This is a genomic window from Pseudomonas grandcourensis (assembly GCF_039909015.1).
GTDB lineage: Bacteria > Pseudomonadota > Gammaproteobacteria > Pseudomonadales > Pseudomonadaceae > Aquipseudomonas > Aquipseudomonas grandcourensis.
In genome coordinates this window covers 6,735,778-6,756,101 of record NZ_CP150919.1, presented here as the reverse complement: position 1 = coordinate 6,756,101, position 20,324 = coordinate 6,735,778, and the positions used below count along the sequence as shown (strand labels likewise).

The window sequence follows — 20,324 nt, the reverse complement described above, 5'->3', positions numbered from 1 at the left end:
CACAAGCAAGAATGGCTAAGGTATTCGCGATTGCGAACCAAAAGGGTGGCGTGGGCAAAACCACCACCTGCATCAACCTCGCAGCATCCCTGGTCGCGACCAAGCGTCGGGTGCTGTTGATCGATCTTGATCCACAGGGCAACGCCACCATGGGTAGCGGTGTGGATAAACATGGCCTGGAAAACTCGGTCTACGATCTGCTGATCGGAGAATGTGATCTGGCCCAGGCCATGCATTTCTCCGAACACGGTGGTTACCAGTTGTTGCCGGCCAACCGTGACCTCACCGCGGCCGAAGTGGTGCTGCTGGAAATGCAGATGAAGGAAAGCCGTCTGCGCAGCGCGCTGGCGCCGATCCGGGAAAACTACGATTACATTTTGATCGACTGTCCGCCGTCGCTGTCGATGCTGACCTTGAACGCACTGGTTGCCGCCGACGGGGTCATTATCCCCATGCAGTGCGAGTACTTCGCACTCGAAGGCTTGAGCGATCTTGTGGATAACATCAAGCGTATCTCTGAACTGCTGAACCCGAACCTCAAGGTCGAAGGCTTGCTGCGTACGATGTACGACCCGCGCCTGAGCCTGATGAACGATGTCTCGGCGCAGCTCAAGGAACACTTCGGCGAGCAGCTCTACGACACCGTCATTCCGCGCAACATCCGTCTGGCCGAAGCGCCAAGCTACGGCATGCCGGCGCTGGCGTACGACAAAGCATCGCGAGGCGCCGTTGCCTATCTGGCATTGGCGGGCGAAATGGTTCGTCGTCAACGCAAAAACTCACGCATCGCCGCTGCTCAGGCAACTTAAGGAATCCCCATGGCCGTCAAGAAACGAGGTCTCGGACGTGGACTGGATGCTCTGTTGAGTGGTCCGACTGTCAGCTCGCTGGAAGAACAAGCGGCGCAAGCCGATCAGCGTGAGCTGCAGCACCTTCCCCTGGATCTGCTCCAGCGCGGCAAGTACCAGCCGCGTCGTGACATGGATCCGCAGGCGCTCGAAGAGCTGGCGCAGTCGATCAGGGCTCAGGGCGTCATGCAGCCCATCGTGGTTCGCCCGATCGGCAGCGGCCGCTTCGAGATCATTGCCGGCGAACGTCGCTGGCGCGCCAGCCAGCAAGCCGGGCAGGAAACGATCCCGGCGATGGTTCGCGATGTGCCCGATGAAACCGCAATCGCCATCGCGCTGATCGAGAACATCCAGCGCGAAGACCTGAATCCGATTGAAGAAGCGGTGGCCTTGCAGCGTTTGCAGCAGGAGTTCCAGCTGACCCAGCAACAGGTGGCCGAAGCTGTGGGCAAGTCGCGGGTGACCGTGGCCAACCTGTTGCGCCTGATTTCCTTGCCGGAAGTCATCAAGACCATGTTGTCCCACGGCGACCTGGAAATGGGTCATGCCCGTGCTTTGCTCGGGTTGCCGGAAATTCAACAGGTTGAAGGGGCGCGACATGTTGTCGCACGCGGGCTGACCGTGCGCCAAACCGAGGCACTGGTTCGTCAGTGGTTGAGTGGTAAACCGGAGCCTGTTGAAGCGGCAAAACCGGACCCGGATATCGCCCGTCTCGAACAGCGCCTGGCCGAGCGCCTAGGCTCTGCGGTGCAGATCCGCCACGGTAAGAAGGGTAAAGGGCAACTGGTGATTGGCTACAACTCACTGGATGAGCTTCAAGGCGTACTTGCACATATCCGCTGAAACATTTCCTCATGTAGCGCGCAGTCGGAAATCACTACCTGACAGTTGAATAGGGGCAGAACCGCCCCTATACTCTGCGCGCATTTTGTCGGCACAAATTATGCCAAGTTATTGAATTTCGGCAGCCGACCATTGGAGAGTAAAAGTGATGGAAACCCGCACGCCAAACCGCCTGCCCTTCCATCGCCTGGCAGTTTTTCCGGTGTTAATGGCTCAATTTGTCGTGTTGCTGATCGCCGCTTTGGCGCTCTGGTACCGATATGGAGTCGTTGCCGGGTACTCGGGACTCTGCGGAGGCCTGATAGCCTTGCTGCCCAATGTTTATTTCGCTCACAGGGCATTTCGGTTTTCCGGCGCCCGAGCAGCCCAGTCCATCGTCCGGTCTTTTTATGCCGGCGAGGCAGGCAAACTGATTTTGACGGCAGTGCTGTTTGCACTGGTGTTTGCAGGTGTGAAGCCACTGGCGCCGATTGCAGTATTCGGTGCCTTCGTGCTGACTCAGTCGGTCAGCTGGTTCGCTCCCCTGCTGATGAGAACAAGACTTTCGAGACCTTAGGGCGTTTGAGGCAACCATGGCAGAAACAACCGCTTCGGGCTATATCCAGCACCACTTGCAGAACCTGACCTTCGGTCAGCTCCCTACCGGCGGCTGGGGCTTTGCCCACACCGCAGCAGAAGCCAAGGAAATGGGCTTCTGGGCTTTCCACGTCGATACCCTCGGCTGGTCGGTCGCATTGGGTCTGATTTTCGTTCTCCTTTTCCGCATGGCGGCGAAGAAGGCGACTACCGGTGTACCTGGTGCTTTGCAGAACTTCGTTGAAGTATTGGTCGAATTCGTCGATGGCAGCGTGAAAGACAGCTTCCATGGCCGTAGCCCGGTGGTTGCACCACTGGCACTGACCATCTTCGTCTGGGTGTTCATGATGAACGCCGTCGACCTGGTACCGGTCGACTGGATTCCTCAGCTGGCCATCCTGATCTCTGGCGACCACCACATCCCGTTCCGTGCCGTGTCGACCACCGACCCGAACGCTACTCTGGCCATGGCCTTCTCGGTGTTCGCGCTGATCATTTTCTACAGCATCAAGATCAAGGGCCTCGGCGGCTTCATCGGTGAGCTGACCCTGCACCCGTTCGGCAGCAAGAACATCTTCCTTCAGGCGCTGCTGATCCCAGTGAACTTCCTGCTGGAATTCGTGACCCTGATCGCCAAGCCGATCTCCCTGGCTCTGCGTCTGTTCGGCAACATGTACGCCGGCGAGCTGGTCTTCATTCTGATTGCTGTGATGTTCGGCAGCGGTCTGCTCTGGCTTAGTGGCCTGGGCGTTGTTCTGCAGTGGGCGTGGGCTGTGTTCCACATCCTGATCATCACTCTGCAGGCGTTCATCTTCATGATGTTGACCATCGTCTACCTGTCGATGGCGCACGAAGAAAACCATTAAGACCAGTCTCGACTAGTCTGATGTCCTTCCCGGTAAAACGGGAAGGGGCTCCTTACGGGGCATCTGAAACGATTTGTTTTACCGCTTTAATCTAAAAAACCTAAACCATACGACGTAAAAGTCGGGAGGAAAGATGGAAACTGTAGTTGGTCTAACCGCTATCGCTGTTGCACTGTTGATCGGCCTGGGCGCACTGGGTACCGCAATTGGTTTCGGCCTGCTGGGCGGCAAGTTCCTGGAAGGCGCAGCGCGTCAGCCAGAAATGGTTCCAATGCTGCAAGTTAAAATGTTCATCGTTGCCGGTCTGCTCGACGCCGTAACCATGATCGGTGTTGGTATCGCTCTGTTCTTCACCTTTGCGAACCCGTTCGTTGGTCAAATCGCTGGCTAATTACTCGGATCTTCCGGGTAATTTGGTGTGATGGACAACGTAACTGCGAGGTGTTGGCGTGAACATTAATGCGACCCTGATTGGCCAGTCCGTTGCGTTCCTGATTTTTGTACTGTTCTGCATGAAGTTCGTATGGCCTCCGGTCATTGCGGCTCTGCACGAACGTCAAAAGAAGATCGCTGATGGTCTGGACGCTGCCAGCCGTGCAGCTCGCGACCTGGAGTTGGCCCAAGAGAAAGCGGGTCAGCAACTGCGCGAAGCGAAAGCTCAGGCAGCTGAAATCATCGAGCAAGCCAAGAAACGCGGTAACCAGATTGTCGAAGAGGCTGTTGAAAAAGCCCGTATCGACGCTGACCGTGTGAAGGTTCAGGCTCAGGCCGAGATCGAACAGGAACTGAACAGTGTCAAAGACGCGCTGCGTGCCCAAGTGGGCTTGCTGGCAGTCGGCGGCGCCGAGAAGATCCTGGGTGCCACAATCGATCAAAACGCGCACGCAGAGCTGGTTAACCAACTGGCTGCTGAAATCTAAGCGAGGGCGATCATGGCAGAACTGACCACGTTGGCCCGACCTTACGCTAAGGCGGCCTTCGAGCACGCTCAGGCCCACCAGCAACTGGCCAATTGGTCAGCCATGCTCGGCCTGGCTGCAGCGGTGTCGGAAGACGACACCATGCAGCGCGTGCTCAAGGCCCCGCGACTGACGAGCGCAGAAAAGGCCGCCACGTTTATTGACGTGTGCGGCGACAAGTTTGATGCCAAGGCACAGAACTTCATCCACGTCGTTGCCGAAAACGACCGTCTCCCGCTGTTGCCGGAGATCGCCGCTCTGTTCGACCTGTACAAGGCCGAACAAGAGAAATCGGTAGACGTTGAAGTCACCAGTGCTTTCGCATTGAACCAAGAACAGCAAGACAAACTCGCCAAGGTTCTCAGTGCACGACTCAACCGGGAAGTGCGCCTGCAAGTTGCGGAGGACGCTGCCCTTATTGGTGGTGTCGTCATCCGCGCCGGCGACCTGGTTATCGATGGCTCGATTCGCGGCAAAATCGCGAAACTTGCCGAAGCATTGAAATCTTGAGTTTGAAGGGGCAGCAGAGCAATGCAGCAACTCAATCCTTCCGAAATAAGTGAAATTATCAAGGGCCGCATCGACAAGCTCGATGTGACCTCCCAAGCCCGTAACGAAGGCACTGTCGTCAGCGTATCTGACGGTATCGTGCGGATTCACGGTCTGGCCGACGTAATGTACGGCGAGATGATCGAGTTTCCGGGCGGCGTCTTCGGTATGGCCCTCAACCTGGAGCAAGACTCCGTAGGTGCCGTTGTATTGGGCGCATACCAGTCTCTGGCTGAAGGCATGAGCGCCAAGTGCACCGGCCGCATCCTGGAAGTTCCGGTTGGTAAGGAACTGCTGGGTCGCGTAGTCGACGCACTGGGTAACCCTGTTGACGGCAAAGGTCCACTGGGCAACACCGAGACCGACGCGGTCGAGAAAGTTGCTCCAGGCGTGATCTGGCGTAAGTCGGTAGACCAGCCTGTACAGACTGGCTACAAGGCTGTCGATGCCATGATCCCTGTCGGCCGTGGCCAGCGTGAGCTGATCATCGGTGACCGTCAGATCGGTAAAACCGCTCTGGCGATCGACGCGATCATCAACCAGAAGAACAGCGGCATCTACTGCGTCTACGTAGCGATCGGTCAGAAGCAATCGACCATCGCCAACGTGGTTCGCAAGCTGGAAGAAAACGGCGCCCTGGCCAACACGATCATCGTGGCTGCCAGTGCTTCGGAATCTCCTGCGCTGCAATTCCTGGCACCGTACTCCGGTTGCACCATGGGTGAATTCTTCCGCGACCGCGGTGAAGACGCGCTGATCGTTTATGACGATCTGTCCAAGCAAGCAGTGGCTTACCGCCAGATTTCCCTGCTGCTGCGCCGTCCACCAGGCCGTGAAGCTTACCCAGGCGACGTGTTCTATCTCCACTCCCGTCTGCTGGAGCGCGCATCCCGCGTTTCGGAAGAATACGTAGAGAAGTTCACCAACGGCGCAGTGACCGGCAAAACCGGTTCCCTGACCGCACTGCCGATCATCGAAACCCAGGCTGGCGACGTTTCCGCGTTCGTTCCGACCAACGTGATTTCCATCACCGACGGTCAGATCTTCCTGGAATCGGCCATGTTCAACTCGGGCATCCGCCCTGCAGTGAACGCCGGTGTTTCGGTATCCCGTGTGGGTGGTGCCGCTCAGACCAAGATCATCAAGAAGCTGTCCGGTGGTATCCGTACCGCTCTGGCTCAGTACCGTGAACTGGCGGCATTCGCCCAGTTCGCTTCTGACCTGGACGAAGCGACCCGTAAGCAACTTGAGCATGGTCAGCGCGTTACCGAGCTGATGAAGCAGAAGCAATACGCACCAATGTCGATCGCTGACATGGCGCTGTCGCTGTATGCCGCTGAGCGTGGGTTCCTGACTGACGTTGAAATCGCCAAGATCGGCAGCTTCGAGCAAGCGCTGATTGCTTTCTTCAACCGCGATCACGCCGATTTGATGGCGAAGATCAACGTGAAAGGTGACTTCAATGACGAAATCGACGCTGGCATGAAAGCCGGTATCGAGAAGTTCAAGGCCACCCAAACCTGGTAAGCCGCAGCGGGAGCCGCAAGGCTCCCGCTTGCTAACCTGATAGGTGTTACATGGCAGGCGCAAAAGAGATTCGCAGTAAGATTGCGAGCATCAAAAGCACGCAAAAGATTACCAGCGCCATGGAAAAAGTGGCGGTCAGCAAAATGCGCAAGGCACAAATGCGCATGGCTGCTAGCCGTCCTTATGCGGAGCGTATCCGCCAGGTAATTGGGCATCTGGCCAACGCCAACCCGGAATACCGCCACCCGTTCATGATCGACCGCGAAATCAAGCGTGTTGGTTATGTCGTAGTGAGCAGTGACCGTGGTCTGTGCGGCGGCTTGAACACCAACCTGTTCAAGGCCCTGGTCAAGGACATGGCGGTAAACCGCGAAAACGGCGTCGAGATCGATCTGTGTGTCGTTGGTAGCAAGGGTGCGGCCTTTTTCCGCAACTTCGGCGGTAACGTCGTTGCAGCTATCAGCCACCTGGGTGAAGAGCCGTCGATCAATGATCTGATCGGCAGCGTCAAGGTGATGCTGGATGCCTACCTGGACGGCCGTATTGACCGCCTGTCCGTGGTATCCAACAAGTTCATCAACACCATGACGCAACAGCCTACCGTGGAGCAGTTGATTCCACTGGTGGCAACCCCGGATCAAGACCTCAAGCACCACTGGGACTATCTCTACGAACCGGATGCCAAGGAGCTGCTGGACGGCTTGATGGTCCGTTACGTGGAGTCGCAGGTCTACCAGGCGGTGGTCGAGAACAACGCGGCTGAACAAGCTGCGCGGATGATCGCGATGAAGAACGCTACCGACAACGCCGGTGATTTGATCAGCGATTTGCAGCTGGTCTACAACAAGGCGCGTCAGGCTGCGATCACCCAAGAGATCTCGGAAATCGTCGGCGGCGCTGCCGCGGTTTAACGGTTCAAATATTCAGAGGATCCAGCTATGAGTAGCGGACGTATCGTTCAAATCATCGGCGCCGTTATCGACGTGGAATTTCCACGCGACAGCGTACCGAGCATCTACAACGCGCTGACTGTACAAAGCGCGGCCGGGACCACCCTGGAAGTTCAGCAGCAGCTGGGCGACGGCGTGGTTCGTACCATTGCGATGGGTTCCACCGAAGGCTTGAAGCGCGGTCTGGACGTTATCGACTCTGGCGCAGCCATCTCCGTACCGGTCGGTAAAGCGACTCTGGGCCGGATCATGGACGTTCTGGGTAACCCGATCGACGAAGCTGGCCCGATCGACACCGACGAGCGTTGGGGCATTCACCGTCCAGCGCCGTCGTTCGCTGAACAAGCGGGCGGCAACGACCTGCTGGAAACCGGCATCAAGGTTATCGACCTGGTTTGCCCGTTTGCCAAAGGCGGTAAAGTTGGTCTGTTCGGTGGTGCCGGTGTAGGCAAAACCGTAAACATGATGGAACTGATCCGTAACATCGCCATCGAGCACAGCGGTTATTCCGTGTTCGCCGGTGTGGGTGAGCGTACTCGTGAGGGTAACGACTTCTACCACGAGATGAAGGATTCCAACGTTCTGGACAAAGTGGCACTGGTTTACGGTCAGATGAACGAGCCGCCGGGTAACCGTCTGCGCGTAGCACTGACTGGCCTGACCATGGCCGAAAAGTTCCGTGACGAAGGTAACGACGTTCTGCTGTTCGTCGACAACATCTATCGTTACACCTTGGCCGGTACTGAAGTATCCGCACTGCTGGGCCGTATGCCTTCCGCAGTAGGTTACCAGCCGACCCTGGCTGAAGAGATGGGCGTTCTGCAAGAACGTATCACTTCGACCAAGGAAGGTTCGATCACTTCGATCCAAGCGGTATACGTACCTGCGGATGACTTGACCGACCCGTCGCCAGCGACCACCTTCGCCCACTTGGACGCTACCGTCGTTCTGTCCCGTGACATCGCTTCCCTGGGTATCTACCCAGCGGTCGATCCACTCGACTCGACTTCGCGCCAGCTGGACCCGAACGTAATCGGCCAGGACCACTACGACACCGCTCGCGGCGTTCAGTACGTTCTGCAGCGTTACAAAGAACTGAAGGACATCATTGCGATCCTGGGTATGGACGAGCTGTCGGAAGCTGACAAGCAGTTGGTAAACCGTGCTCGTAAGATCCAGCGCTTCTTGTCGCAGCCGTTCTTCGTGGCTGAAGTCTTCACCGGTGCATCGGGTAAATACGTTTCCCTGAAAGACACCATTGCTGGCTTCAAAGGCATCCTCAACGGTGACTACGACCACCTGCCAGAACAAGCGTTCTACATGGTTGGCGGCATCGAAGAAGCGATCGAGAAAGCCAAGAAACTGTAATCCCGGCGCCCGGCAACGGGCGCTAATTTAGGTTGAGGCAATCAGATGGCTATGACAGTCCATTGCGATATCGTCAGCGCGGAAGGAGAAATCTTTTCCGGTCTGGTCGAGATGGTGATTGCGCACGGTGCACTGGGTGATCTTGGTATCGCTCTGGGTCACGCGCCGCTGATCACTAATCTGAAGCCAGGTCCGATCCGCCTGGTCAAGCAGGGCGGGGAAGAGGAGGTGTATTACATCTCCGGTGGTTTCCTCGAAGTGCAGCCGAACATGGTCAAGGTTCTTGCCGACACCGTGCAACGTGCTGCCGACCTGGACGAAGCCGCAGCTTTGGAAGCCGTTAAGGCTGCCGAGAAAGCCTTGCATGAGCGAGGCGCGGAATTCGATTACGGTTCTGCTGCCGCACGTCTGGCCGAGGCTGCAGCTCAGCTGCGCACCGTCCAGCAGATCCGCAAGAAGTTCGGCCACTAAGGCAGCACTTGTTGTGTGATTGATTAAAAAGGGTAGCCTCGGCTACCCTTTTTTCTTTTCCGACTTTTACAACCTGGTCGCAGCCGCTGACCACCCAGGATTGGTAGCCAGTCATGTCTCTTGAAATCGTTATTCTTGCTGCTGGCCAAGGCACGCGCATGCGTTCCGCTTTGCCGAAAGTCTTGCACCCGATTGCCGGCAACTCAATGCTTGGCCATGTTATCCACAGCGCCCGGCAACTTGATCCACAGCGCATCCACGTCGTGATCGGTCACGGTGCAGATGCCGTGCGCGAGCGCCTGGCAGCGGATGACCTGAATTTCGTCCTGCAGGATAAACAGCTGGGTACCGGTCACGCCGTTGCTCAGGCAGTGCCGTTCATTCAGTCCGACACTGTGCTGGTGCTCTACGGTGATGTGCCGTTGATCGAGGTCGAAACCCTGCAGCGCCTGCTCAAGCAGGTGGGTCCACAGCAGTTGGGCTTGCTCACTGTCGAACTGGATGACCCGACCGGTTACGGCCGCATTGTTCGTGATGCCGCCGGCAAGGTTGCCGCCATCGTCGAACAGAAAGATGCCAATGAAGCCGAACGCAAGATCACCGAAGGTAATACCGGCATTCTGGCCTTGCCTTTTGCCCGTCTTGGCGACTGGATGAGTCGACTCTCCAATAACAACGCCCAGGGCGAGTACTACCTGACCGACATCATTGCCATGGCCGTGAGCGATGGACTGGCGGTGTCCACCGAGCAACCGCACGACGCCATGGAAGTGCAGGGCGCCAATGACCGCAAGCAGCTATCCGAACTGGAACGGCATTATCAATTGCGCGCCGGGCGCCGTTTGATGGCTCAAGGTGTGACGCTGCGCGACCCGGCACGATTCGACGTGCGTGGAGACGTGATCGTGGGCCGCGACGTGCTGATCGACATCAACGTGATCCTTGAAGGCAAAGTCGTCATTGAAGATGACGTGGTGATCGGCCCGAACTGCGTGATCAAGGACAGCACCCTGCGCAAAGGCGTGGTCATTAAGGCCAACAGCCATATCGAAGGTGCCATTTTGGGTGAAGGCAGCGATGCCGGCCCGTTTGCACGTCTGCGTCCCGGTACCGTGCTGGAAGCCCGGGCCCATGTGGGTAACTTCGTCGAGTTGAAGAACGCTCACCTGGGCGAAGGCGCCAAGGCCGGGCACCTGACTTATCTGGGCGATGCCGAAGTAGGGGCGCGTACCAACATCGGTGCTGGCACCATCACCTGCAACTACGATGGCGCCAACAAGTGGAAAACCGTGCTGGGTGAAGACGTGTTCATCGGTTCCAACAACTCGTTGGTAGCGCCTGTGGATATCCTGGACGGTGCGACCACGGCGGCCGGTTCGACCATTACCTCGACTGTGGATAAATCCCAGTTGGCTATCGGGCGTGGTCGTCAGAAGAACATCGATGGCTGGAAGCGGCCGGAGAAGATCAAGAAGAGCTGAGTTATCCACAACTCCTTTGTAGGAGCGAGCTTGCTCGCGATGAATTCGAGAGCGACGCATTTTTCCAGAAAGAATGCATCATCGTTCACACCCATCGCGAGCAAGTTATCCACAGCCATTTTTATCGCTTGGCGCTTGACGAAGTTTCGCTGATAGGTTTTGATTGCTTCCGTTATCTTTCGAAACGAAACTTGCCAGCTCATGTCGAAGCGCAACACACCACAGCGTCGTCATAATATCCTCGCCTTGCTCAATGAGCAGGGCGAAGTCAGTGTGGATGAGTTGGCCAAGCGCTTCGAAACGTCGGAAGTTACGATTCGCAAGGATCTGGCGGCGCTTGAAAGCAATGGTCTGTTGCTGCGTCGTTACGGCGGGGCGATCACCATGCCTCAGGAACTGGTCGCGGACCTCGGTCAGCCGGTTTCCAAGTACAAGCAAGCCATTGCCCGTGCCGCCGTTGCGCGGATTCGCGAGCATGCGCGGATCATTATCGACAGTGGCAGTACCACCGCCTCCATGATCCCGGAACTCGGACAGCAACCCGGCCTGGTGGTGATGACCAACTCGCTGCATGTCGCCAACGCCCTGAGCGAACTCGAGCACGAACCGGTGCTGTTGATGACCGGTGGTACCTGGGACCCGCATTCCGAGTCCTTTCAGGGGCAGGTCGCCGAGCAGGTACTACGCTCCTACGACTTCGACCAGCTGTTCATCGGCGCCGATGGCATCGATCTGATTCGCGGTACAACCACCTTCAACGAACTGCTCGGGCTGAGCCGGGTCATGGCCGAAGTCGCCCGCGAAGTGGTCGTGATGGTGGAGGCCGACAAGATCGGCCGCAAGATTCCCAACCTGGAGCTGCCCTGGAGCAGTGTCCATACCCTTATTACCGATGAACGCCTGCCACTTGAGGCTCGCGATCAGATTCAGGCCCGCGGCATCACTTTGATTTGCGCGGCTGTCAGTCAGGAGAAATAGCATGTGTGGAATTGTCGGCGCAGTCGCAGAACGTAACATCACCGCCATCCTGGTCGAAGGCCTGAAGCGTCTGGAATACCGCGGGTATGACAGCGCCGGCGTGGCGGTCTACACCAACGACGAAAAACTCGAGCGCGTGCGTCGCCCGGGCAAGGTCAGTGAGCTGGAACAAGCACTGGCCGCCGAGCCACTGCTTGGGCGTCTGGGCATTGCCCACACCCGCTGGGCCACTCACGGTGCGCCGTGCGAGCGCAATGCCCACCCGCATTTCTCCGGTGACCTGGCGGTGGTGCACAACGGCATCATCGAAAACCACGAAGCCCTGCGTGAACAACTCAAGGCCCTGGGTTATGTGTTCACCTCGGATACCGACACCGAAGTCATCGCTCACCTGCTGAACCACAAACTCAAGGATCTGAGCGACCTGACCGTGGCCCTCAAGGCAACTGTCAAAGAACTGCACGGCGCTTATGGCCTGGCAGTCATCAGCATGAAGCAACCTGATCGACTGGTCGCAGCCCGCAGCGGCAGTCCGCTGGTGATCGGCCTGGGCCTGGGGGAAAACTTCCTGGCGTCCGACCAGTTGGCCCTGCGTCAGGTCACCGACCGCTTCATGTACCTGGAAGAAGGCGATATCGCCGAAATCCGCCGCGACAGCGTGCAGATCTGGGACGTTGACGGCAAGGCTGTCGAGCGCGAAGCCGTGCAGTATCGCGACGGCGCCGAAGCCGCTGATAAGGGCGAGTTCCGCCACTTCATGCTCAAGGAAATCCACGAGCAACCGTCTGTGGTGCAGCGCACTCTGGAAGGTCGCCTGAGCCAGAACCAGGTGCTGGTACAGGCATTCGGCCCACAGGCTGCCGAGCTGTTCGCCAAAGTGCGTAACGTACAGATAGTCGCGTGCGGCACCAGCTACCACGCCGGCATGGTCGCGCGTTACTGGCTCGAAGAGCTGGCGGGCATTCCTTGCCAGGTCGAAGTCGCCAGTGAGTTCCGCTACCGCAAGGTGGTGGTGCAGCCGGACACCTTGTTCGTGACCATTTCCCAGTCTGGCGAAACCGCCGACACCCTGGCCGCGCTGCGCAACGCCAAGGAGCTGGGCTTCCTGGCCAGCCTGGCGATCTGCAACGTCGGCATCAGCTCGCTGGTGCGTGAGTCCGATCTGACCCTGTTGACCCAGGCCGGTCGCGAAATCGGTGTGGCATCGACCAAAGCCTTCACCACGCAACTGGTTGGCCTGTTGTTGCTGACGCTTTCTTTGGGCCAGGTTCGTGGCACCTTGGCCAAAGGCGTTGAAGCGACGCTGGTCGAAGAACTGCGTCGTTTGCCGACCCGTCTGGGCGAGGCGCTGGCCATGGACACCACCGTGGAAAAAATCTCCGAGCTGTTCGCCGAGAAAAACCACACGCTGTTCCTCGGCCGTGGCGCGCAGTTCCCGGTGGCGATGGAAGGGGCACTCAAGCTCAAGGAAATTTCCTACATCCACGCCGAAGCCTATCCGGCCGGCGAGCTGAAACACGGCCCGTTGGCGCTTGTGGATAACGACATGCCGGTGGTGACTGTGGCGCCGAACAACGAGCTGCTGGAGAAGCTGAAGTCCAACCTTCAGGAAGTCCGCGCCCGCGGTGGCCAGTTGATCGTCTTCGCAGACGAGAAGGCCGGCATGGCCAACGGTGAAGGCACCCACGTGGTGCACATGCCGCACATCCACGACATCCTGTCGCCGATTCTCTACACCATCCCGCTGCAACTGCTGTCGTACTACGTCGCCGTACTCAAGGGCACCGACGTTGACCAGCCGCGCAACCTGGCGAAATCGGTCACTGTGGAATAAGTTATCCACAGATGAAAAATCCCCTCTTCAGGGGGTTTTTCTGTTTCTAGGCGGTCGTAATTCGACGCCGCCGACGCGTGTCCAGCAGATGGACCATCACACAGGCGTACAAGGTCACCAGAATGAACAGGCCCATGCGGATGGCGAATGCGGTGTAGACATCCTTGCCCGCGGCACTGTCCTGCACCGATTGGCCGAGCAGAATGATCAGGGTCGCCAGGCTGTTGAGCCAGAAACTCGGTGGTTGCCGGGTTCGCGCCAGGCCATAGAGCTTTCTGGCTGCCAGCAAACCGAACAGCAACATCCACAGAAAGAACATCCACAGGTTGACGAACAGACTCAGCGCGCACCAGAAAAGGATCGCCATCAGGCCACCGAGCAAGGTCGAACCGAGCAATTCCTGGCCGGCGGTGCGGGCGCTGGTCGCGCAGCTTTGTTGGCCGAGGCTGACGGCTTTCATGATGATTGGCAGGTAGCTGGCCGGGTCGATCATGGCCAGCAGGAAAGTCGGCAGCACCACCAGCGTGGCCCGTAGCGCCAGCCAGCTGCTTTCGGTGGGCGTAAGGCTCGGGCCGGGTTTGGCCGCGGGGGCGCTGACGGGGTCGGGAAACAGCCAATGGCTGATGGTCAGCGTCGTGACGGCCAGGAACAGTCCCTTGATCAGGGCCACGATCACCTCAAGTGCCAGGGCGAACTCAGCGGTTCCCGCCGAACTGATCAGGGTCAGGCCCACCACCAGGAAAGTCGCCACCAGCGGGTTGCCGCCGCGCAGGCCGTAACCGAAGGCCAGGAACAGGCACAGTCCGACCAGCAGCACACCACTTAACGGGTAGTAACGCAGCAGGGGAATAAGCAGCAGGCCGGTCCCGGTGGTCAGCATAAGGATCAGGATCAGGCCAAGGCTGGCCTTGAACGGCAACGGTCGGTTCATTGCCGCCAGCATCATCAGCGCCAGCATCGGCGAGAGGAACGGGATGGGCAGGGCCAGGCCGAAGCTCGCCGCCAGGCACAGCGCCGTGCCGAAGCTCAGGCGCAGGGCGCGCTGAACCCGGGGCGGGCGCTCAATACGCATAGGACATCCAGCTCATCAGGCGCAGGAACAGGCGACCCAGGATATTCAGCGGGTTATTTTCACTCGGAAACGCCATGACTTCGGCCTGCCCGCCGGACCGGATGCCTTGCGGGCTGGTCAACTCACCGGGCTCGAACTCGATGATGACCGGAAAGCGCTGGGCAGGGCGTAGCCAATCGCGACTGTTCTCCACTTTCGGCAGACTGCCCGGCTGGGTGGTCTGGCCGATATCAACGCCATAGCCGACGCTACGTACATGGCCTTTGAAAATTCTGCCCGGGTGGGCGTCGAGGATGATGGACACCGGCGTCCCGGGCTGGACACTGCCCAGATTGTTTTCGGTCATGTCGGCGCTTATCCACACATCGTGGATGGCGATCAGAGTCATCACCGGAGCACCGGCGGCGGCGAACTGGCCGACATCGGTGCGCAAATCGGTGATCAGGCCGGCGGAGCGCGCATGGACCTTGGTATTGCTCAAGTCCAGCTCGGCTTTTTCAAGGTTGCTGGCGGCGCTGAGCAACTGGGCGTTTTCGCCTTCGTTACCGCCCTGTTGTTCGCGCGCACGTTGCACTTCGGCCTTGGCTGCGGCGACCTGGCTGATGGATTCTGACAGGGTGGCGCGGGATATCTCCAGGCGTCGCAGCGAGATGGTGCCCGGGTCTTCGCTGTACAGGCGTTCAAGCCGCTGGATGTCCTGGCGTGCCTTGAGCTCGTTGGCCTGGGATGCACGCAGGGACGCTTGCTTGGAGTCGACGCCGGCAGTGTTGGCGCCCACCTGGCGACGGGTTGATTCAAGGTCGGCGCGGGCACGATCTACGGCGATCTGGTACTGCTCCGGGTTGACTTCAAACAGCAATTCACCGGCCTTGACGTCCTGGTTGTTGCGCACATGCACCTTGGTCACCCGGCCGGATACCTCGGCGGCCACCGGCACAATGAAGGCCTGCACCCGTGCCTGTTGCGTGTAGGGGGTGTAACGGTCGGCCATCAGGTACCAGACCAGGCTCAGGATGATCAGCAGCACCACCCAATTGATCGCTTTTTTCGCAGGGTCGGCGGCGGGTGCCGGGGCTTTCTCGTCGACCGCTTGTTGGCTGTCAGTCATGGGCACTTTCCTTCGGTTCGTCGAGCAGATCGCCCCAATCGGTCCGTTCTTGCATTTGTTTGCGGGTGGCCGGGTCGACCATCGGCTGGTCGCTGTACCAGCCTCCGCCCAGAGCCTTGTACAGGGCGATCAGGCTGTTGACGGCGGTGCCACGGTTGACCAGGTAGATATCCTGTTGGGCAAACAGGGCCCGCTGGGCATCCAGAACACGCTGGAAATCCGAATAGCCCTCGCGGTATTGGGCGTTGGCCAAGGTCACCGAACGTTCGGCGGCCACCGATGCGTCACTGAGGATTTGGTCGCGCTCCAGCGCCTTGATCAAGCCGGTCGCGGCATCGTCGGCTTCACGCGCCGCCTGGCGCACGCTGTCCTGGTAGATAACGATCAATTGCTGCAAGCGCGCATCCTGCACACGAACGTTGTTGGTGATCCGGCCGTGGTCGAAGATGTCCCAGCGCAGGCTGGGGCCGGCCACGAAATCGAGGGTATTGGGCGCAGCGTTGAGCGAGCTGGCGGACCAGACGATGCTGCCCAGCAGGCTGATGGAGGGGTACAGGTCGGATTCGGCCACACCGATCAACGCCGACTGCGCCGCCACTTGCAGCTCGGCAGCACGGACATCGGGGCGCCGCACCAGCAGGTTGGCCGGCACATCCTGCAAGACCGCGTTATCGAGCAGTGGCACTACCCCGGTGTTGCGATTGAGGTTAGGGATCGAGCCGGGTGGCTGGCCGATCAGGGTAGACAGCGCATTGCGCAAGCTCGCCACCTGGCTCTCGAAATCCGGGATGGTGCTCAGGGTGCCCAGGTACTGGGTCTTGGCTTGTTGCAGATCGAGTTCGGCTTCGGCCCCGCTGTTGAACAGACGCTCGGTGATCTCGTAGCTGCGTTTTTGTAATTTGGCGTTACTGCGGGCGATGGCCAGGCGCGCCTCGGCGGTGCGCAAGGCATAGTAGTTTTGCGCCAGTTGCGCGTGCAATAGCACCAAGGCATTTTCATAGTTGGCCTGGGCGGCAAACCAGGAGGCGTCGGCCGACTCGATGGCACGACTGAAACGCCCCCAGAAATCCAGCTCCCAGCCGATATCGAAGCCGACGCTGTGTTGCCAGAAATGCGTGTCCTGGGGGTTGGCGCCGCCCGACTGTCGACGGTTCAGGTACAGGCTGTCGGCGCTGGCCTGTTGCAATTGCGGGTAGCGGCCGGCCAGTGCGATGCCCAATTGTGCGCGGGACTCCATGACCCGCAGGCCAGCGACGTGCAGGTCGGGGTTGTGGGCATCGGCTTCGGCCATCAAATGGTCCAGCACCGGGTCGTTGAACACGCGCCACCATTGACGGCTGTCAGGTTGCGCGTGTTGTTGGCCGGCGATCTCCAGGGCCGGGCTGTTCCAGTGGTCGACCCAAGGCTGGGCCGGTGACTGGAAGTCGGGGCCCAGTTGCACACAGCCCCCCAGAACGACGGTGCCACAGAGCAGAAGCTGGCTGATGCGAGCAGGGCGTGGCATCAAGCGCAAACTCCTCAAACAGGACGCTGATCGTTCATTGCCTCTATCTTCGGTGTCTCGTTCACCGCCTCGATCTCGGGTGTCTCGTTCATTGCCTCGACAGTCGGTTGGTCTTGGACCCACTGCCAGAACAGTTGGTAGCCCACCGCCAGCGCAACCGGGCCGATGAACAAACCGATGAAGCCACCGCTCACCATGCCGCCCAAAGCGCCAATCAGAATCACCGGCATCGGGACATCGACGCCACGACCCAGCATCAACGGCTTGAGGACGTTGTCGGCCATCCCGGCGATCAGGCTGTAGATGCCAAACACGACGGTGCCCAAGGTAGTGCCGTCGGTGGCGAAGACATAGGCGATTACCGGGATGGTCACCAGCAACACCGGCAATTGCATGATCCCCATCAACAGCGCCACCATGGCCAGCAGCCCGGCACCGGGGACGCCCATGAGCACGAAGCCCACACCGACCAGCAACATCTGAATGAACGCGATACCCACCACGCCTTGGGCGACCGCGCGGATGGTTGCAGTGCAGAGTTCGGTGATGCGTGGGCCGCGCTCTGGTCCGGAAAGACGCGAGGTGATGGCCAGGGCACTTCTTTCGCCGTTTTCGCCATAGGCCATGAGCACGCCGGCAATGATCAGGGCGCCGATGAACAATAGAAAGCCCACGCCGACGTCGGCCATTTTGCCCAACAAGGTCAGGCCGACGGACTTGATATAGGGCATCACCTTCATCACCACGCTGCTCATGTCGGTGGCGGCTTGCATCCAGTAGCCGTAGAGCGGCTTGCCAATGAGTGGCAGGGAAGCGATTTTTTCGCTGGGGAGCGGAATCTGCAGCGTATCGGACTTGAGGACCGCCAGGGTGCCCTGGATCGATTCACTGATCGAGGTGCCAAGCAGGTAGATCGGCACCATCAGCAATGCCAGGGAGACCACCACGATCAGGGTGGCGGCACGACCGTCCTTGTTGACCAGCTTGCGCTTGATGAGCCCATGCAGTGGATACAGGGTGATGGCCAGAATCATTGCCCAGAGCATCAGGTTGAGGAAGGGGTGGAAGATCTGGAAGCAGAACAGTACCAGCACCGTTATCAGCCCGGCGCGAATCAGTACGTCGAGCAAACCACCGGACAGTGCTCTAGCGGAAATGTTAGTGCGCAACATTGTCGAACTCCTTGCTGTCTCACACAGGTTAGCCAGGCCATTGAAGTTCAACTCTCCCCCTACTTAGTGAATCCATAAAGCAAGATCGACGGACAGCCGTCCAAGCGTTAAAAACCCATAACGCCTTACTTTAAGTAGAGAAAACTTCAACGAGGTACCTACCAAAAACCCAATAGGTAACAGGGTGGTCTGTAGTATAGGAGCAGTCGTATATTCCGCCTGTTTATACAGGCTGGAATTCTGCTGTAGTTGATGGAGTCCGCTGCGAGCCCTTGCCTGAAACGGTTTGGAATCTGAACCAGTGGCTATTCGGGCATTAGCCATTGCAACGGGCTGATCAGGATAATTACCAACAGTCGCACCCGTCGCAAGAAAATAATCCTCATTAATTATCAATAATTAAGGTTTGTGACACGCTTGGTTTTTACCGTGCAGACGCTAGAGTGCAGTAGCCCATTGATCTACCTGATGGTCGCGCGTCCAACTATGGTGTTGAACATTTGCGATTAAAATTTCGGTCTTTGGTTGCGATTTATCTATCTGAAATGAGGACTGGCCCATGGACCGCTTCCAGGAAATGCAGGTCTTCGCTGCTGTCGCCAAAGAGCAGGGTTTTTCGGCGGCGGCGCGGGGGTTGGGTCTGTCAGCGGCCAGCGTCACCCGAGCGGTCGCGGCGCTGGAGAAGCGAATTGGCACACAACTGCTCACGCGTACGACACGCAGCGTGTATTTGAGCGAGGCCGGCCAGCGATATCTGGAGGACTGTCGGAGAATTCTCGCCGAGGTGCAGGAAGCCGAGGATTCGGCAGCGGGTAGCCATATCCATCCCCGTGGGCAACTGACCATCACCGCACCGGTCTTGTTTGGCGAGCTGTTTGTCACGCCGTTGATGGTGAATTATCTGACGCAATTCCCCGAGGTCTGCATCAACGCGCTGCTGGTGGACCGGGTGGTGAGCGTGGTCGAGGAGGGCGTCGATGTGGCCATCCGCATCGGCGAACTCCCCGACAGCAACCAGCATGCGATCCGCGTGGGCGAAGTGCGTCGGGTGATTTGCGCTTCACCACAGTTTCTGGCCAGCCATGGTCGGCCCAGGCATCCCCGGGAACTGGCCCAGGCGCCGATTATCGCGACTTCGGCTATCGGCCAACTCAGGAGTTGGCCATTCATTGAAGACGGCGAAACCTTGAGTGTGCGGACCGAGCCGCGACTGGTGGTGACTGCGAATCAGGCGGCCATCACGGCAGCCAGTCTGGGGTTGGGATTCACGCGGGTACTGTCTTATCAAGTGGCGAGCAAGGTGGCCGCCGGCGAGCTGGAAATCATTCTGGCCGACTTCGAGCTGCCGCCGTTGCCTATCCATGTGGTCTATCAGGGCGGGCGCAAAGCGCCGGCCCGGGTGCGCAGTTTTGTCGATTTCGCGGTGAAAACCCTGCGCGAGCATCCGGCACTCACGCGTTGAATTATTTCACCCGCTGAAATAATGGATTGCGTTGGCTGGTGATTCTGTTGTTTTGGATGTGAGTAGAAGATACGACCCATCTCACTCCTGAACAGCACCACTCACCCCGAGGTGTCGACCATGCAAGCGATCAAACTCTACAACTTCCCCCGTTCCGGCCATGCTCATCGGGTCGAGTTGATGCTGTCCCTGCTGAAATTGCCGACCGAATTGATCTTCGTTGACCTCGCCAAGGGCGAACACAAGCAACCGGCGTTTCTGGCGCTCAATGCATTCGGTCAGGTGCCGGTGATCGATGACCAGGGCGTGGTGTTGGCCGATTCCAACGCGATTCTGGTTTATCTGGCGCAAAAGTACGGCAACGGTCGCTGGCTGCCGGCTGATCCGGTAGGGGCCGCCAAGGTCCAGCGCTGGTTGTCGACGGCTGCCGGTCCGATTGCCTTCGGCCCTGCCCGGGCAAGATTGATCACTGTGTTTGGCGCGCCTTACAACGCTGCGGAAGTGATTGCCTACGCCCATACCGTGCTCAAAGTGATCGATCAAGAACTGGCCAACACGCCTTACCTGGCCGGCACTGAACCGACGATTGCCGACGTCGCCGCCTACAGCTACATCGCCCACGCGCCCGAGGGCAATGTGTCGCTGGACGAGTACGCCAACATTCGCGCCTGGCTGGCCCGTATCGAAGCCTTGCCGGGTTTTGTCGGCATGCCGCGCACCGTCGCCGGTCTGCAAAAAACCGCTTGATGCTGGCGG

20 protein-coding genes are annotated in these 20,324 nt (G+C 58.8%); 16 read left to right on the top strand and 4 right to left on the bottom strand.

Annotated features, from left to right (window positions below; all coding sequences use genetic code 11):
• Window positions 1-11: 11 nt before the first annotated feature.
• From AABM52_RS30500 to glmS, 14 genes are all read left to right on the top strand, one after another.
• A complete protein-coding gene (locus AABM52_RS30500; protein WP_046038783.1) occupies window positions 12-809 on the top strand; it encodes a ParA family protein in 798 nt (265 codons plus the stop codon).
• Window positions 810-818: 9 nt separating this feature from the next.
• Window positions 819-1,691: a ParB/RepB/Spo0J family partition protein gene (locus AABM52_RS30495; RefSeq protein WP_347909843.1), complete on the top strand. Its 873-nt coding sequence runs from the start codon at window positions 819-821 to the stop codon at window positions 1,689-1,691.
• A 148-nt stretch (window positions 1,692-1,839) separates the two neighbouring features.
• A complete protein-coding gene (locus AABM52_RS30490; RefSeq protein WP_008045685.1) occupies window positions 1,840-2,247 on the top strand; it encodes a F0F1 ATP synthase subunit I in 408 nt (135 codons plus the stop codon).
• Between the two features lie 16 nt (window positions 2,248-2,263).
• Window positions 2,264-3,133, top strand: coding sequence for a F0F1 ATP synthase subunit A (gene atpB / locus AABM52_RS30485; RefSeq protein ID WP_046038787.1), 870 nt, complete (start codon window positions 2,264-2,266; stop codon window positions 3,131-3,133).
• Window positions 3,134-3,266: 133 nt separating this feature from the next.
• Window positions 3,267-3,524, top strand: coding sequence for a F0F1 ATP synthase subunit C (gene atpE / locus AABM52_RS30480; RefSeq protein WP_003097235.1), 258 nt, complete (start codon window positions 3,267-3,269; stop codon window positions 3,522-3,524).
• 58 nt (window positions 3,525-3,582) lie between these two features.
• Window positions 3,583-4,053 carry a F0F1 ATP synthase subunit B gene (locus tag AABM52_RS30475; protein WP_008064601.1) on the top strand — a complete coding sequence of 157 codons (471 nt, stop codon included), beginning with the start codon at window positions 3,583-3,585 and terminating at the stop codon, window positions 4,051-4,053.
• Between the two features lie 12 nt (window positions 4,054-4,065).
• Window positions 4,066-4,602: a F0F1 ATP synthase subunit delta gene (locus AABM52_RS30470; protein WP_008045680.1), complete on the top strand. Its 537-nt coding sequence runs from the start codon at window positions 4,066-4,068 to the stop codon at window positions 4,600-4,602.
• A 21-nt stretch (window positions 4,603-4,623) separates the two neighbouring features.
• Window positions 4,624-6,168, top strand: a complete 1,545-nt coding sequence (gene atpA, locus AABM52_RS30465) for a F0F1 ATP synthase subunit alpha (protein WP_008045678.1) — start codon at window positions 4,624-4,626, stop codon at window positions 6,166-6,168.
• Between the two features lie 50 nt (window positions 6,169-6,218).
• A complete protein-coding gene (gene atpG, locus AABM52_RS30460) occupies window positions 6,219-7,079 on the top strand; it encodes a F0F1 ATP synthase subunit gamma (RefSeq protein WP_008045673.1) in 861 nt (286 codons plus the stop codon).
• Between the two features lie 27 nt (window positions 7,080-7,106).
• Window positions 7,107-8,486: a F0F1 ATP synthase subunit beta gene (gene atpD / locus AABM52_RS30455; RefSeq protein WP_347909842.1), complete on the top strand. Its 1,380-nt coding sequence runs from the start codon at window positions 7,107-7,109 to the stop codon at window positions 8,484-8,486.
• 45 nt (window positions 8,487-8,531) lie between these two features.
• Complete coding sequence (locus tag AABM52_RS30450; RefSeq protein WP_007985046.1) at window positions 8,532-8,957, top strand: F0F1 ATP synthase subunit epsilon; 426 nt, start codon at window positions 8,532-8,534, stop codon at window positions 8,955-8,957.
• Window positions 8,958-9,070: 113 nt separating this feature from the next.
• The gene (gene glmU, locus AABM52_RS30445; protein ID WP_347909841.1) at window positions 9,071-10,438 is read left to right on the top strand and encodes a bifunctional UDP-N-acetylglucosamine diphosphorylase/glucosamine-1-phosphate N-acetyltransferase GlmU; all 1,368 of its coding nucleotides are present in this window, start codon (window positions 9,071-9,073) and stop codon (window positions 10,436-10,438) included.
• 201 nt (window positions 10,439-10,639) lie between these two features.
• On the top strand, window positions 10,640-11,416 hold the full coding sequence (locus AABM52_RS30440) for a DeoR family transcriptional regulator (protein WP_347909840.1): 777 nt from the start codon (window positions 10,640-10,642) through the stop codon (window positions 11,414-11,416).
• A gap of 1 nt (window position 11,417) precedes the next feature.
• Window positions 11,418-13,250, top strand: coding sequence for a glutamine--fructose-6-phosphate transaminase (isomerizing) (gene glmS, locus AABM52_RS30435; RefSeq protein ID WP_347909839.1), 1,833 nt, complete (start codon window positions 11,418-11,420; stop codon window positions 13,248-13,250).
• 46 nt (window positions 13,251-13,296) lie between these two features.
• Here the strand turns inward: glmS and AABM52_RS30430 are convergent, their stop codons facing one another.
• The 4 genes from AABM52_RS30430 to AABM52_RS30415 are packed head-to-tail and all read right to left on the bottom strand — an operon-like array spanning window position 13,297 to window position 18,106.
• A complete protein-coding gene (locus AABM52_RS30430) occupies window positions 13,297-14,322 on the bottom strand; it encodes a DUF2955 domain-containing protein (RefSeq protein WP_347909838.1) in 1,026 nt (341 codons plus the stop codon).
• On the bottom strand, window positions 14,312-15,430 hold the full coding sequence (locus AABM52_RS30425) for an HlyD family secretion protein (RefSeq protein WP_347909837.1): 1,119 nt from the start codon (window positions 15,428-15,430) through the stop codon (window positions 14,312-14,314). Before AABM52_RS30425 ends, AABM52_RS30430 begins: the two co-directional genes overlap by 11 nt.
• Window positions 15,423-16,934 (bottom strand): TolC family protein, encoded by a 1,512-nt coding sequence (locus AABM52_RS30420; RefSeq protein WP_347909836.1) that lies wholly within the window; start codon window positions 16,932-16,934, stop codon window positions 15,423-15,425. Before AABM52_RS30420 ends, AABM52_RS30425 begins: the two co-directional genes overlap by 8 nt.
• Before the next feature lie 14 nt (window positions 16,935-16,948).
• On the bottom strand, window positions 16,949-18,106 hold the full coding sequence (locus tag AABM52_RS30415; RefSeq protein ID WP_347909835.1) for an AI-2E family transporter: 1,158 nt from the start codon (window positions 18,104-18,106) through the stop codon (window positions 16,949-16,951).
• A 559-nt stretch (window positions 18,107-18,665) separates the two neighbouring features.
• On the opposite strand from AABM52_RS30415, the gene AABM52_RS30410 reads away from it, so the two are divergent.
• Both AABM52_RS30410 and AABM52_RS30405 read left to right on the top strand, forming a co-directional pair.
• Window positions 18,666-19,568, top strand: a complete 903-nt coding sequence (locus AABM52_RS30410; protein WP_347909834.1) for a LysR family transcriptional regulator — start codon at window positions 18,666-18,668, stop codon at window positions 19,566-19,568.
• Between the two features lie 120 nt (window positions 19,569-19,688).
• The gene (locus tag AABM52_RS30405; protein ID WP_347909833.1) at window positions 19,689-20,315 is read left to right on the top strand and encodes a glutathione S-transferase; all 627 of its coding nucleotides are present in this window, start codon (window positions 19,689-19,691) and stop codon (window positions 20,313-20,315) included.
• The last annotated feature ends 9 nt before the right edge of the window (window positions 20,316-20,324 follow it).